We start from the raw sequence: 12,634 nt of genomic DNA, 5'->3' as shown, positions 1-12,634 counted from the left end.
TCCATCCCTTGGTCATCGGTCTTCTCCGGTCGGGGCTCTTGTCGGGGAGCCATATACGCCGGGCTTTGCACAATGCAAAGGGCGTTTGGCCGGAAACCTGTTGTTTCGGGCCTTGCTAACCCCGAAGTTTTGGGGTTCGGTGGCCTGCAAACGACATGAACAGGTCGCTCACATGCCCATCCAGCCACGCAAAGCCACTCAAACGACCAAGGCAGCCGCCCCGCGGCGATTTGTATTTCTGCTGCTGGACAAGTTCACGATGATCAATTTCGCAGGGGCAATCGAACCTCTGCGACTGGTGAACCACGTCGCCGGCGAGCAGATCTACACCTGGGCATTGTGTGGCGAGGGGACCGAGAAGACCTGTTCGAACGGCGCAACCTTCAGACTGGACTTCGGCTTGGACGAGATCGAACGCGAAGACACAGTTCTGGTCTGCGGTGGCATCGACATTCAACATACCACGACCAAGCCGGTGATCAGCTGGCTGCGACGTGAGGCGCGGCGCGGCGTTACCATTGGCGGGCTTTGCACCGGATCCTACGCCTTGGCGAAGGCCGGATTGCTGGACGGCAAGAAAGCAACGATCCATTGGGAGAACCAGGATGGTTTTGCCGAGGAATTCGAGGATGTGAAGTTGACGAAATCGGTCTTCGTGATGGATGGCAATCGCTGGTCCACGGCGGGGGGTATTTCATCTATTGATCTGATGTTGCGGATCATCGCCACGGATCACGGCGAGGACATGGCAAACAATGTCGCCGATCTGATGATCTATTCCACCATCCGGACCGATCAAGATACCCAGCGCCTGTCGATCCCGACCCGTATCGGGGTGCGTCACCCTAAGTTGAGCCAGGTGATCCAGATGATGGAAGGCAACATCGAAGACCCGATGTCGCCCGCCGATCTGGCCGAAGAAGTCGGCATGAGCACGCGCCAGCTGGAACGCCTTTTCCGTCGCTATCTGAACCGTTCTCCCAAGCGCTATTACATGGAACTCCGGCTGCAAAAGGCGCGCAATCTGTTGATGCAGACAGATATGAGCGTGATCAACGTGGCGCTGGCATGCGGCTTTGCCAGCCCATCACATTTTTCCAAATGCTATAGATCGCATTACAACACCACGCCCTACCGCGAACGCGGCACGCAGGGTGGACCGGGTCTTGGGGTCAGGCTATCGATCTGACGGCGTTAGTTTGCGCCGACCGGGTCTTCGCCGAACCGATTGCTGCCCACCGTTCCGCGGGATGCAAACCAGACGATCAGCACGATCGCACCGATCAGAGGAATCAGTGCGATGAGCAGCCACCATCCGGATTTGTCCAGATCGTGCAGGCGACGAACACTGACCGCAAGGCCGGGAATGAAGTTGACCAGCGACCAGATCATCCCAACCGGTCCGGCGTTGTAAGCGCCTGAAAACATTCCATGACCTGCTGACATGGTGCCACCGCCCTCAACGACCGCGATAACCACCGTAACGATCACCTGAAACAGAAAAAACCACCAGTAATCCGGCCGTTTGGCGCGGCCGGAAAACTTCGCGAAGCTATTGTAAACTCTCTTTACAGAATCGAGCATTGCCATTTTTATCCCCGGGAAATTCACTTGCCCGGAAAGGCTATTCCCGCGTGACCAGTCTGTCCACCGCTCGTTAGATAGGCGGCGCAATCCGATAGACCGCACCATCGTAGACTGACAAGAACCAGATCGAGCCGTCCGGCGCTTCAACAACATCCCGCACGCGGCCCGTTTCCGGCGCCGATAGCCTTTCTTCCTTGTATCCGGCACCCGGATCAAGCCGCGCAATATAGTCGAACTTCAGGCTGCCGACAAAGAAATCGCCCTGCCACTCAGGCACCAGCTTGCCGGAATAGATGGCCAAACCAGACGGCGCGATTGACGGGTCCCAGTATAACACCGGCTGTTCCATGCCCTGCCTTGCTTGGCCAACGCCAATTTTTGCATCATCATAGTTTCGGCCGTAGGATATGACCGGCCATCCGTAATTCCGGCCAGACGCGACCTGGTTCAACTCGTCGCCACCCTGTGCGCCATGTTCGACCAGCCACAGCCAGCCCGCTGCATCCAACGCCGCACCCTGCGGGTTGCGATGGCCGAGGCTGAAGATGCCAGCCAGTGCCCCGTCAAGTTGGGTGGCCGGGGTGCCGTCGCGGTTCAGGTGGATAACCTTTCCCTCCGCGCGCTTGGGGTCCTGGGCTTCCAGCCCATCCGGGCCGGTCCCGCGGTCGCCCACCGTCAAAAACACGCTGCCGTCGGGTGCCTCGACGATCCGTGAACCGAAATGCCGCCCTCCAGTTCCGCCCGGCGGCGCGGCGAACAGCGTTTCAAAGCCGATAAGCTTGGTTCCGTCATCGGCCAGTCTGCCTTTGCCAAGCGCGGTTCCGGCACCGCTTCCCTGCGGCATGGCAAAACTGAGCCAGACCTCACGGCTTTCGGCAAAATCGCTGGGGATCATTACATCCAGCAAACCGCCCTGCCCTTCGGCGTAAACTTCCGGCAGCCCGGTCACCTCGATCGGTGGGGACTGGTTGCCATGGAACAGCTTCAGGCGACCATCTCGTTCGGTGACCATGAAGCGTCCGTCCGGCAAGAAAGCCAGCCCCCACGGTTCGGTCAGCCCATCGGCGATCAGGTCGATCTGCATCGGACCAGCACTTGTGTCGATCAACGTTCGGGAAACGCCAGCACTGGGCAAGATTGTAAGCAAGCCAGATACAATCAAGACGAGAACTTCACGCATGATCTTCTCCCTTTGCGAACATCACCAATTGGACCATAGGGCTGTCGGCGTATGTTTCCAGACTGGCAAAAGCGCAAATCAACCCTGAATGGCCGCACATTGCTGCGAAAGTGGCCAACTTCCGGCGCTTTAGATGCTTTTCTTTTCAGATTGCTGCCTCTAGGCTCGCGTCAGGATTTCGATCCAGTATGGGAGAGACAAATGAAAAAACTACTTTTGGCGACGGCCGCGACCGCACTGATCGCTGGTGCCGCGTCAGCCGAGGAAATCAAACTCGGTATCTTCATCGGGTTCACCGGTCCGATTGAATCGCTGACTGGACACATGGCTGCCGCCGCCGAACTGGCGATGAAAGAAGCTTCCGATTCCGGCAAACTTCTTGGCGGAACCACCGTTGTCGGCGCCCGTGCAGACAGCACCTGCGCAATCGACACCGCAGCAGGCACCGCCGCAGCCGAGCGTCTGATCACTGCAGAGGGCATCAAGGGCATGATCGGCGGCGACTGCTCCGGCATCACCGGCGCTGTGTTGCAGAACGTGGCCCGCCCGAACGGCATGGTGATGATCTCGCCGTCGGCAACCTCGCCCGCGCTGACAACCGCTGAAGATGACGGCCTGTTCTTCCGCACCGCACCGTCGGATGCGCGCGAAGGCGAAGTCATGGCCGACATTCTGGTGGAAAAGGGCATCAAGTCGATCGCGCTGACCTACACCAACAACGACTACGGCAAGGGTCTGTCGGACGCTATCGCCAACGCGTTCATCGCCAAAGGCGGCACTGTGACCATCAATGCCGCACACGAAGACGGCAAGGCAGACTATTCGGCCGAAGTTGCGGCACTCGCGTCGGCCGGTGGCGACCTGCTGGTTGTTGCGGGCTATCTTGACCAAGGCGGCAAGGGCATCATCCAGGCCTCGCTCGACTCTGGCGCGTTCAGCCAGTTCGGCCTGCCAGGTGGCATGGTCGGTGACACCCTTCCGGCGGCCATTGGCCCAGCACTCGATGGATCGTACGGCCAGGTCGCCCAGTCGGATTCCTCCGGTGCGGCGATTTTGACTGAAATGGGCAAGACCGCGCCGACCCCGTTCGACGCTACCTCGCCCTACACCATGGAAAGCTATGACGCAGCGGCGCTGATCATGCTGGCCATGCAGGCAGCCGGGTCGACCGACCCGAAAGTCTACAAGGACAAGGTCCTAGAAGTGGCCAATGGCCCGGGCGAAAAGATTCTGCCCGGCGAAATCGCCAAGGGTCTGGAACTGCTCGCAGCTGGTCAGGACATCGACTACGACGGCGCGTCAGGCGTCGAACTGATCGGGCCGGGCGAAAGCGCAGGCCGCTATCGCCAGTTCGAGGTCAAAGGTGGCAAGTACGAGACCGTGACGTTCCGCTGAGCGTGAAAGTCAGTTGACACACCAAAACGGCCCGGGCATCACCCCGGGCCGTTGCCATAGGTAAACCCGCCCGCGTGACGCAAAGGTCAGTGGCAGAGGCGGGTCCGCAGGGGGAAAACAGATGATTGTTGTCGAGGACCTTCATCGACACTTTGGCGGCTTTCATGCCGTTGATGGCGCTTCGATCAAGATCAAGACAGGGTCGATCACCGGCTTGATCGGTCCGAACGGCGCTGGAAAAACCACCCTTTTCAATGTGATCGCCGGGCGCTTGCCGCCCACCAGCGGGCGTGTTTTCATGGATGGCGAGGAAATCACCGGTCTGCCGCCGCATGAGCTGTTTCACAAGGGCCTGCTGCGCACCTTCCAGATTGCCCACGAGTTCAGTTCGATGACCGTGCGCGAGAACCTGATGATGGTACCGCCGGGTCAGGCCGGCGAAACACTGTGGAATACCTGGTTTCGCCGCAGCGTTGTGGTTGAGGAGGAGCGCCGGATCCGCGAAAAAGCGGACGAAGTGCTTGAATTTCTGACCATCAGCCACCTTGCCGATCAAAAGGCGGGGCACATCTCGGGCGGACAGAAGAAGCTGCTGGAACTTGGTCGCACGATGATGGTTGATGCCAAGATCGTGTTTCTGGACGAAGTCGGCGCAGGTGTGAACCGCACCCTGCTCAACACGATTGGCGATGCCATCATCCGATTGAACAAGGAACGCGGCTATACCTTCTGTGTCATCGAACATGACATGGATTTCATTGCCCGGCTTTGTGATCCGGTGATCTGCATGGCCGAAGGGCGTGTGCTTGCCGAAGGCACGGTGGACGAGGTCAAGAGCAACGAGCGGGTAATCGAAGCCTACCTGGGCACCGGCCTGAAGAACAAGATCAAGGAGGGCGCGGCATGACCCCTGCCCGTTTGGTTTTCCATACCCAGGCCAAGCCTTACCCAAGGCCGGCGCGTCTGAACCTGACACGCCCTTCGCGATCCTCGCGTCGGGCACTGGGAAAGACATTATCCATGCAGATCAACCGCCGTTCGACGTTTTCGCTGGCCCTCCTCGCCATCCTGCCAGCGCGGGTTTGGGCCGAGGATCGTTACTGTAGCCCCCTTGTCGCCGGCCTGTCGCATTGCGATGCTGTGGGTTGGACGCTGGACAGATCGGATGCCGGTGTCGCGCTGATGACCCACATGTCCGGGATCACCGCGTCGGTGTCGCTACGAACCGGGCTTTCTGACCAAGATATGATGTGGGAAAACTGGCAGCAATCCCATGCCCCGATAAGCGCACGCGCGGAAGTGCTGGTGGTCGATTGGACCTCGATCGACGGGCGCAACGCGACGAGTGCCGCCTATCTGCCCCGACATAGCGTGCCACCTGCAGTTGTTGTTCTGACCGGCCATGTCGCGGCCGGTGTTGCGCTGCGGGTAACCACCCAAGAGATCGCCAGAAGCTATACGGATTTGCACCGTTCGGTCCATGCAGACCTGCTTGCGGCCCTGAAGCTGGACCTTCCCGAATGAGCGCACCCTTCCTGATCGGCGATGCGATGACTGGTGGCTATGGCCCCGTCGACATCCTGCATGCCTGCACGATTGCCGTCGAAAAGGGCCAGATTGCCGTGATCGTCGGGCCAAATGGTGCCGGAAAATCCACCGCAATGAAGGCCGTGTTCGGCATGCTTGGGCTGCGCGGCGGGCAAGTGCGGCTGGACGGCGAGGATATCACGTCGCTGTCCCCGCAGGCACGGGTTGCCAAGGGAATGGCCTTCGTGCCGCAGACGCAGAACATCTTCACGACGATGACGGTCGAAGAGAACCTGGAGATGGGGGCATTTCTGCGCCGCGATGACATCAAGGGAACGCTGGAGCAGGTCTATCACCTGTTCCCTATTCTGAAGGCAAAACGCTATCAAGCTGCCGGCGAGCTGTCGGGAGGCCAGCGTCAGCAGGTTGCGGTTGGGCGCGCCCTGATGACGCAGCCCAAGGTCCTGATGCTTGACGAACCCACTGCCGGGGTCAGCCCCATCGTGATGGACGAGCTTTTCGACCGGATCATAGAAGTCGCCCGTACCGGAATTTCCATTCTCATGGTGGAGCAGAACGCCCGGCAGGCTCTCGAAATTGCTGACAAGGGATTTGTGCTCGTCCAAGGCTCCAACCGCTTTACCGACACCGGCAAAGCATTACTTGATGACCCCGAAGTCCGACGTTCATTCCTGGGGGGCTAAGATGGACGCAAAAGCCCTGACAGCTGTATGTCTGATCACGGCCACGCACGCCGCTGCATCCAATCTTGGGTGCGGGCTTACCCTGACCGCTTGTGACATGGCGCGAGACGGCACCGCCGCCTGTCCGGTCGGCGCTGTCGCGCAAACCGAACTTTATGCGGAAGGCGATACCTGGAACCTGATTACGCGCGGCGTTAACCGCGGTCTCGACGGAACCGTGGCAGACCGCGAGGATACCCTTTCCCTTGGTTATGCCGGCACGACAGGTGACGGAACACGCATCTATTTCATCGCCTCGCGTGATGGGATGGACGGTGCCTTCCTGCATGCACCCGATGGCACTGCCTCGATCACGCTGACAAACTCCGCCGAGAGCTATGTCTTCGAAGAATACTTCAGCGGACGCTGCGAGGTGACGGAATGACACTGAAATTCGCCATTACCCAAGGGGCGCGCTGACCATGGATGTTCTCAACGCGCTTGTCGCCTTTTTGAATTTTGTCTTCATCCCCGGCCTCAGCTACGGAGCGCAGATCGCGCTTGGGGCACTTGGAGTGACGCTGATCTACGGGATCTTGCGGTTTTCCAACTTTGCGCATGGCGATACCATGGCCTTTGGCGCGATGATCACCATCCTGGTGACATGGTGGATGCAATCGGTTGGCATCAGCTTTGGCCCGCTGCCAACGGCGCTTCTGGCGTTGCCTGTTGCAATTGTTGCGACCGCCGCTTTCGTCTTGGCAACTGACCGGGTCGTCTATCGGTTCTATCGGCAAAAGAAGGCGTCATCGACGATCGTGGTCATCGTGTCGCTGGGTGTGATGTTCGTGATGAACGGCATTATCCGGCTGATCATCGGGGTTGATGAACAGAACTTCACCGATGGTGCGCGGTTTGTGGTGAACCCGCAAGAGTTCAAGGCTTACACCGGTCTTGCCGAGCCCTTGGCCATCAAGACGACGCAAGCCGTAACGGTGATCACTGCCTTTGCAGTTGTGGCGCTGCTGTTTTGGTTCCTGCAAAAGACCCGCACCGGCAAATCGATGCGGGCCTTTTCCGACAATGAAGACCTGGCCCTGTTGTCAGGGATCAACCCCGATCGCGTGGTTGCAGTTACATGGATCATCGCAGCCGGTCTCGCGACCATCGCGGGAACGCTGTATGGGTTGGATAAAAGCTTCAAGCCGTTCACCTACTTTCAGCTTTTGCTGCCAATCTTTTCGGCGGCGATTGTCGGCGGCCTTGGCAACCCGCTGGGCGCCATTGCAGGCGGTTTTGTCATCGCGTTTTCCGAAGTGATGGTAACCAATGCCTGGAAGAAGATCGTGACCTATCTGGTTCCCGAAAGCATGGCGCCTGACAGCCTGCTGCAGCTGTTGTCCACCGATTACAAATTTGCGGTCAGCTTTACGATCCTGATCATCGTTTTGCTGTTCATGCCCACAGGCTTGTTCAAGGGGAAATCAGTATGAACATCCGGAACCTGATCCTGTTTGGTATAGTGGCGGTTCTCTATCTGGCGACAGGGTATTTCCAAAGCTGGAACCTGACGCTGACCATCCTGAACACCGCACTTCTGGCAACGATTGCGGCACTTGGTGTGAACATGCAGTGGGGTTACGCGGGCCTGTTCTCGACCGGGGTGATGGGATTCACGGCGCTTGGCGGCCTGTCCGTGGTCCTCGTGTCGGCCAAACCCGTGGCAGAGGGCTGGGCGGCAGGCGGGTCTGGGATTGTGATGGGCTTGCTGCTGGGGGCAGCCTCGATTGCAGCGGCGATCTTTACCTACAACCGGATGCCGAAGGGGCGCACCCGTGGTCTTGCGGTGGCAGCAATTCTGATTGGCGGCTTCTTTGCCTATCGTGCGGTGTTTGACCCGGCCGTTTCGGCAGTTGAGGCGTTCAATCCTGCTACCGCCGGCAACATCGGTGGACTGGGGCTGCCGTCCTTGTTGGCTTGGCCGTTGGGCGGCCTGATGGCCGCTGCGGCTGCATGGGCGATTGGCAAAGTGGCGCTGGGTCTGCGATCAGACTATCTCGCGATTGCGACGCTTGGCATTGCGGAAATCACGGTTGCCTTCATCAGAAACGAAGACTGGCTGGCACGCGGTGTGAAAAACATTATCGACCTGCCCCGCCCTTGGCCGGTGCCTTATGAAGTGGTGATGCAAAAGGAACCGGGCTTTATTGATCTTGTTGCGAATTGGGGCCTGGATCCGGCCAATGCCTCGACGCTGTTTGTAAAACTGCTCTACGCTGGCATGTTCGGACTGGTGCTTGTGGCCGTGATCTGGCTGTCAGAACGGGCCTTGAACAGCCCCTGGGGCCGGATGATGCGCGCCATCCGCGACAACGAAGTTTCAGCAGAAGCGATGGGCAAGGATGTGACGCGCCGCCACTTGCAGGTCTTCATCCTGGGTTCCGCCGTCATCGGCTTTGCTGGTGCGATGATGACCTCGATGGACGGCCAGTTGACCCCCGGCACCTACAACCCGCTGCGCTTTACCTTTCTCATCTGGGTTATGGTGATCGTTGGCGGATCGGGCAACAACTGGGGCACGGTTCTGGGCGGACTGCTGATCGGCTGGCTGTGGCTGGTGGTCGAATTCCTTGGGCCGAACCTGATGAGTATCCTCACTTCCGGACTGTCAGACGGCTGGCTGAAGGCGCATCTGATCGACAGTGCGCAGCATATGCGCCTGCTGACATTGGGGGTAATCCTGCTTCTGGTGCTGCGGTTCAGCCCACGTGGCTTGATACCTGAAAAGTAGCCGCATTTGCCAAGCCCTAGTGGGCTGCGTATCCGCGACATTTTCTGTCGCGGATATGTATGACCGAAACCTGCACCCCAGCCAATCTGCGCAAAACCGGCAAGGCAAGGGAATCGACGGATGAAAACTCATACCCGCGTGGTCGTGATCGGCGGCGGAGTCGTCGGCTGTTCCGTGCTCTATCACCTGACCAAGCTTGGTTGGTCCGACGTGACGCTGATCGAACGATCTGAACTGACCTCGGGGTCCACCTGGCACGCGGCGGGCGGCTTTCACACCCTGAATGGCGATACCAACATGGCAGCCCTGCAAGGCTACACCATTCGCCTATATAAGGAGCTTGAGGCGCTGACCGGCATGTCTTGCGGTCTGCATCACGTGGGCGGCATCACTCTTGCCGATAATCAGGAGCGCTTTGACCAGTTGAAAGCCGAGCGGGCAAAGCACCGCTACATGGGCCTCGACACGGAAATCCTGTCGCCTGCCGAAGTTGAAAAGATGACTGACGGTCTGGTGAATACCCAAGGGATCATCGGTGCGCTTTATGACCCGCTGGATGGTCACCTCGACCCGTCCGGCACCACACACGCCTACGCAAAGGCTGCCCGGATGGGGGGGGCGGAAATCATCTTGCATAACCGCGTGCTGGAAACCAACCCGACGAAGGACGGCTGGGAAGTGGTAACCGAAAAGGGCACGATAACCTGCGAACATCTGGTCAACGCAGGCGGACTCTGGGCACGTGAAATCGGGGCAATGGCGGGCGTTTATCTGCCATTGTTGCCAATGGCGCATCAATACTTGGTCACTGACGACATTCCGGAAATCATGGACATCCTGAAATCGGGTCGAGAATTTCCGCATGTGATGGACCCGGGAGGCGTGTCTTACTTGCGTCAGGAAGGCCGCGGTTTGTGCATCGGTTTTTATGAAAAACCCTGTGAACCTTGGGCCGTGGACGGCACGCCGTGGGGCTTCGGCCATGAGCTGTTGAATGAACAGTTCGACAAGATCGAAGACTCCGTCAATTTCGCTTACCGCCGGTTCCCTGTGCTGGAACGGTCGGGCGTCAAGCGTGTGATCCACGGTCCATTCACCTTCGCCCCTGATGGCAACCCGCTGATCGGCCCGGTGCAGGGTCTGCGCAACTACTGGTCTGCCTGCGCTGTGATGGCAGGCTTTAGCCAGGGCGGCGGCATGGGACTGGCACTGGCGCAATGGATGATCGAGGGCGAGGTGGAACGCGATCCGCGCGGCTTTGACGTTAGCCGTTTCGGGACATGGACCACCCCAGGCTATACTGTCCCGAAGGTGATCGAGAATTACCAGATGCGCTTTTCTGTCGGTTATCCAAACGAAGAGCGCCCGGCCGCCCGCCCGTTCCGGGTGACGCCGATGTACGACACGTTCACCGAACTGCGCGCAGTCTGGGGGCAGCAATACGGCCTTGAAGTGCCGAACTACTTCGCCCTTCCCGGCGAGCCGGTCTATGAAACGCCGACTTTCAAGCGGTCAAACGCCTGGGAGGCAACGCGGCAGGAAGTGATGGCCGTGCGCGATAGCGTGGGCATCAACGAGGTGCAGAACTTCGGCAAATACCGGGTTGTCGGATCGAACGCCCGTGTATGGCTTGACCGGATCATGGCTGGCAACATACCGAAACCCGAGCGCCTCAGCCTTACCCCGATGCTGGCGCATTCAGGCAAGATCATCGGAGACTTCACGGTAAGTTGCCTGTCCGAGACCGAGTTTCAGCTGACGGCCAGCTACGGCGCACAAGGTTGGCATCAACGCTGGTTCGAACAGAACACAATGGATGGCGTGACGGTCGAAAACATTTCGGACGCGCGCTCCGGTTTCCAGATCGCCGGACCAAAGGCCCGCGAACTGTTGTCTCGCGTCACCCGCAGCGACGTAGGCCCCGAGGTGTTCAAGTTCATGGACGTAAGGCGCATGACCGTCGGAATGGCCAACTGCATCGTGCAGCGCGTCAGCTATACGGCTGATCTGGGCTATGAAATCTTTACTGATCACATGTCGGTGCGTCACTTGTGGAACGTGCTCAACGCTGCGGGCGCTGATCTTGGTCTGCGGTCGTTTGGCATGCGGGCGATGATGTCGCTGCGGTTGGACAAATGGTTCGGGTCTTGGGGGCGCGAATTCAGCCCCGATTACACGCCGGGTGAGACGGGTCTTGATCGGTTCATCCGCTGGAACAAGGATGCCGACTGGATCGGCAAAGCCGCGGCGACTGCCGAAAAGGCCGCCGGGCCGAAGCGCCGCCTGGTCAGCTTTATCGTCGATGCCGATGACGCCGACGTTGTGGCCTGGGAGCCGATCTGGCTGAACGGCGCTGTGGTCGGGTTCTGCACCTCCGGTGGATATTCGCACTACACCGGCAAGTCGGTGGCCATGGGGTTCCTGCCTACCGATAGCGCCCATGACGGCCAAGCCGTGGAAATCGAAATCCTTGGCCAACGGCGGCCCGCGCGGGTGTCGCTGGCCCCCTTGTTTGACGCAGATGGGGCGCGGATGCGGGGATGACCGCGCCATGCGGGTTGCGCTAAGGTGCCGTCGGTGCCCTTGGCCAGGCGGGAGTGCAGGCGATGTTCCGACCCGACGTCCTGATCCTCGCTGCGGGGGCCTCGACGCGCATGCGCGGCGCGGACAAGCTGTTGCAATTGGTGGGCGGAGTTCCCCTTCTGACCCGCATCACCCAAGCGGCAGTGGCGACCGGCGCGCCTGTTACCGTCGCCTTGCCGGCTGACAGTCCGCTGAGATGGCAGGCCATTGAAGGGCTGCCGGCACGGACAGTGGTAGTCACGAACCCCGTACTCGGGATGTCTCACAGCCTGAAGACCGGGCTGGCGGCTCTGTCACATGCGAGCAGTGTCATGCTGCTTCTTGCCGACCTGCCAGAACTGACGGCAGCTGATCTTGCCCTGATGATTGCCACATGGCGCGATGATCCGGACATGATCTTGCGCGGGGCTGCGGGCAGCATACCCGGTCATCCGGTCTGCCTGCCAGCATGGCTGCGGCCGGAACTTCTGGCCTTGACCGGCGATCAGGGCGCGCGCGATGTTTTGCAACGCCACCCCGACAAGACCCGGCTGGTTGCCCTGCCGGATCGTCACGCCGTCACGGATCTTGACACCCCGGAGGACTGGGCCGCCTGGCGCGGCCTAAGCCGACAATAGCACCCGCGCCTCATGCGCCTTCAGGGTCGGACGGGCAGCCTCCAGCGGGCAATCGTCAGACGCAAGCTCGGGGAACAGAGCCAAAAGCTCCTCCCGCGCCGCATGATCCAGCATCGACAGCATTCTGCCAGCAGGTTGGAAGCTTTCGGTCCAGATGCCGTCCGACCGGATCACCTCGTGCTGGTCAAACAACACATGCACATAGCTCACCCCTGCGCTTGGCAGCGCCGACGAAACGCCTGTGCGGCCAACAAGATGCTTGGCTGCAACC

13 protein-coding genes are annotated in these 12,634 nt (G+C 59.7%); 10 read left to right on the top strand and 3 right to left on the bottom strand.

Annotation, left to right across the window (positions count from 1 at the left end):
- Window positions 1–172 precede the first annotated feature (172 nt).
- Window positions 173–1,189: a GlxA family transcriptional regulator gene (locus RMO18_RS15545; RefSeq protein ID WP_309667121.1), complete on the top strand. Its 1,017-nt coding sequence runs from the start codon at window positions 173–175 to the stop codon at window positions 1,187–1,189.
- Between the two features lie 5 nt (window positions 1,190–1,194).
- On the opposite strand, the gene RMO18_RS15540 is transcribed toward RMO18_RS15545, so the two are convergent.
- Together RMO18_RS15540 and RMO18_RS15535 are read right to left on the bottom strand one after the other, a co-directional pair.
- Window positions 1,195–1,590: a DUF805 domain-containing protein gene (locus RMO18_RS15540; protein ID WP_309667119.1), complete on the bottom strand. Its 396-nt coding sequence runs from the start codon at window positions 1,588–1,590 to the stop codon at window positions 1,195–1,197.
- A gap of 67 nt (window positions 1,591–1,657) precedes the next feature.
- Window positions 1,658–2,671 (bottom strand): PQQ-dependent sugar dehydrogenase, encoded by a 1,014-nt coding sequence (locus RMO18_RS15535; RefSeq protein ID WP_309667118.1) that lies wholly within the window; start codon window positions 2,669–2,671, stop codon window positions 1,658–1,660.
- A gap of 297 nt (window positions 2,672–2,968) precedes the next feature.
- Between RMO18_RS15535 and RMO18_RS15530 the strand changes: the two genes are divergently transcribed.
- The 9 genes from RMO18_RS15530 (at window position 2,969) to RMO18_RS15490 (ending at window position 12,363) form a co-directional block, all read left to right on the top strand.
- Window positions 2,969–4,162, top strand: a complete 1,194-nt coding sequence (locus tag RMO18_RS15530) for an ABC transporter substrate-binding protein (protein ID WP_309667117.1) — start codon at window positions 2,969–2,971, stop codon at window positions 4,160–4,162.
- Window positions 4,163–4,283: 121 nt separating this feature from the next.
- A complete protein-coding gene (locus RMO18_RS15525) occupies window positions 4,284–5,069 on the top strand; it encodes an ABC transporter ATP-binding protein (protein ID WP_309667116.1) in 786 nt (261 codons plus the stop codon).
- A gap of 113 nt (window positions 5,070–5,182) precedes the next feature.
- Entirely contained in the window at window positions 5,183–5,686 is a 504-nt protein-coding gene (locus tag RMO18_RS15520; protein WP_309667114.1) for a hypothetical protein, read from the top strand.
- Window positions 5,683–6,393 carry an ABC transporter ATP-binding protein gene (locus tag RMO18_RS15515; RefSeq protein WP_309667113.1) on the top strand — a complete coding sequence of 237 codons (711 nt, stop codon included), beginning with the start codon at window positions 5,683–5,685 and terminating at the stop codon, window positions 6,391–6,393. The genes RMO18_RS15520 and RMO18_RS15515 overlap by 4 nt, the downstream gene beginning before the upstream one ends.
- 1 nt (window position 6,394) lies before the next feature.
- Window positions 6,395–6,817 carry a hypothetical protein gene (locus tag RMO18_RS15510; protein WP_309667112.1) on the top strand — a complete coding sequence of 141 codons (423 nt, stop codon included), beginning with the start codon at window positions 6,395–6,397 and terminating at the stop codon, window positions 6,815–6,817.
- Between the two features lie 37 nt (window positions 6,818–6,854).
- Entirely contained in the window at window positions 6,855–7,865 is a 1,011-nt protein-coding gene (locus RMO18_RS15505) for a branched-chain amino acid ABC transporter permease (protein WP_309667111.1), read from the top strand.
- Entirely contained in the window at window positions 7,862–9,163 is a 1,302-nt protein-coding gene (locus RMO18_RS15500; protein WP_309667109.1) for a branched-chain amino acid ABC transporter permease, read from the top strand. The genes RMO18_RS15505 and RMO18_RS15500 overlap by 4 nt, the downstream gene beginning before the upstream one ends.
- Before the next feature lie 120 nt (window positions 9,164–9,283).
- Window positions 9,284–11,707 carry an FAD-dependent oxidoreductase gene (locus RMO18_RS15495; RefSeq protein WP_309667107.1) on the top strand — a complete coding sequence of 808 codons (2,424 nt, stop codon included), beginning with the start codon at window positions 9,284–9,286 and terminating at the stop codon, window positions 11,705–11,707.
- A gap of 62 nt (window positions 11,708–11,769) precedes the next feature.
- Window positions 11,770–12,363: a nucleotidyltransferase family protein gene (locus RMO18_RS15490; RefSeq protein WP_309667105.1), complete on the top strand. Its 594-nt coding sequence runs from the start codon at window positions 11,770–11,772 to the stop codon at window positions 12,361–12,363.
- On the opposite strand, the gene RMO18_RS15485 is transcribed toward RMO18_RS15490, so the two are convergent.
- Window positions 12,349–12,634: Hint domain-containing protein (locus RMO18_RS15485; protein WP_309667103.1), on the bottom strand; the 286-nt coding region annotated here is incomplete at its 5' end. The two genes, RMO18_RS15490 and RMO18_RS15485, sit on opposite strands and share 15 nt — an antisense overlap.

Origin of the sequence: Tabrizicola sp. (genome assembly GCF_031377265.1) — a bacterium.
Lineage (GTDB): Bacteria > Pseudomonadota > Alphaproteobacteria > Rhodobacterales > Rhodobacteraceae > JAUYQR01.
The sequence above is the reverse complement of the archived record's forward strand: the minus strand, read 5'-3'. Positions and strand labels throughout refer to the sequence as shown.